The sequence below is a fragment of the Mesorhizobium sp. M8A.F.Ca.ET.207.01.1.1 genome (genome assembly GCF_004794715.1).
Classification (GTDB): Bacteria; Pseudomonadota; Alphaproteobacteria; order Rhizobiales; family Rhizobiaceae; genus Mesorhizobium.
Genome location: NZ_SRUS01000501.1, coordinates 1 through 295 on the forward strand (window position 1 = coordinate 1; position 295 = coordinate 295).

Annotated in this window: 1 protein-coding gene; it reads right to left on the bottom strand. The window is 67.8% G+C overall.

Annotation, left to right across the window (positions count from 1 at the left end):
* Nucleotides 1-295, bottom strand: a 295-nt coding sequence (locus EN850_RS35560) for an efflux RND transporter permease subunit (protein ID WP_136093073.1), incomplete at both ends; no start/stop codon positions are given.

The window sequence follows — 295 nt, forward strand, 5'->3', positions numbered from 1 at the left end:
GCACGAGCGAGCGAGTGAGCGCGTCGATCCGCCGAACCACGTCCGACAGCGCAACGGCGCGCGTCAGGCTGAACGAAATCGTCGCAGATACGCGCCCGTCGTCGTGATACACCGCTTGCCACGCACGGCTGCGCCTCACCTGCGCAAGACTCGTCAACGGTACCTGCTGTCCATCGGCGCCCGGCACGTAGAGGCCGCTGAGGGCATCGAGGTCGAGCCGGTACTTCGGTGCAGCCTCCAGCACGACGTGGTACTGGTTGGCGGGCCGATACAGCGTCGCGATCCGCCGTGCGCC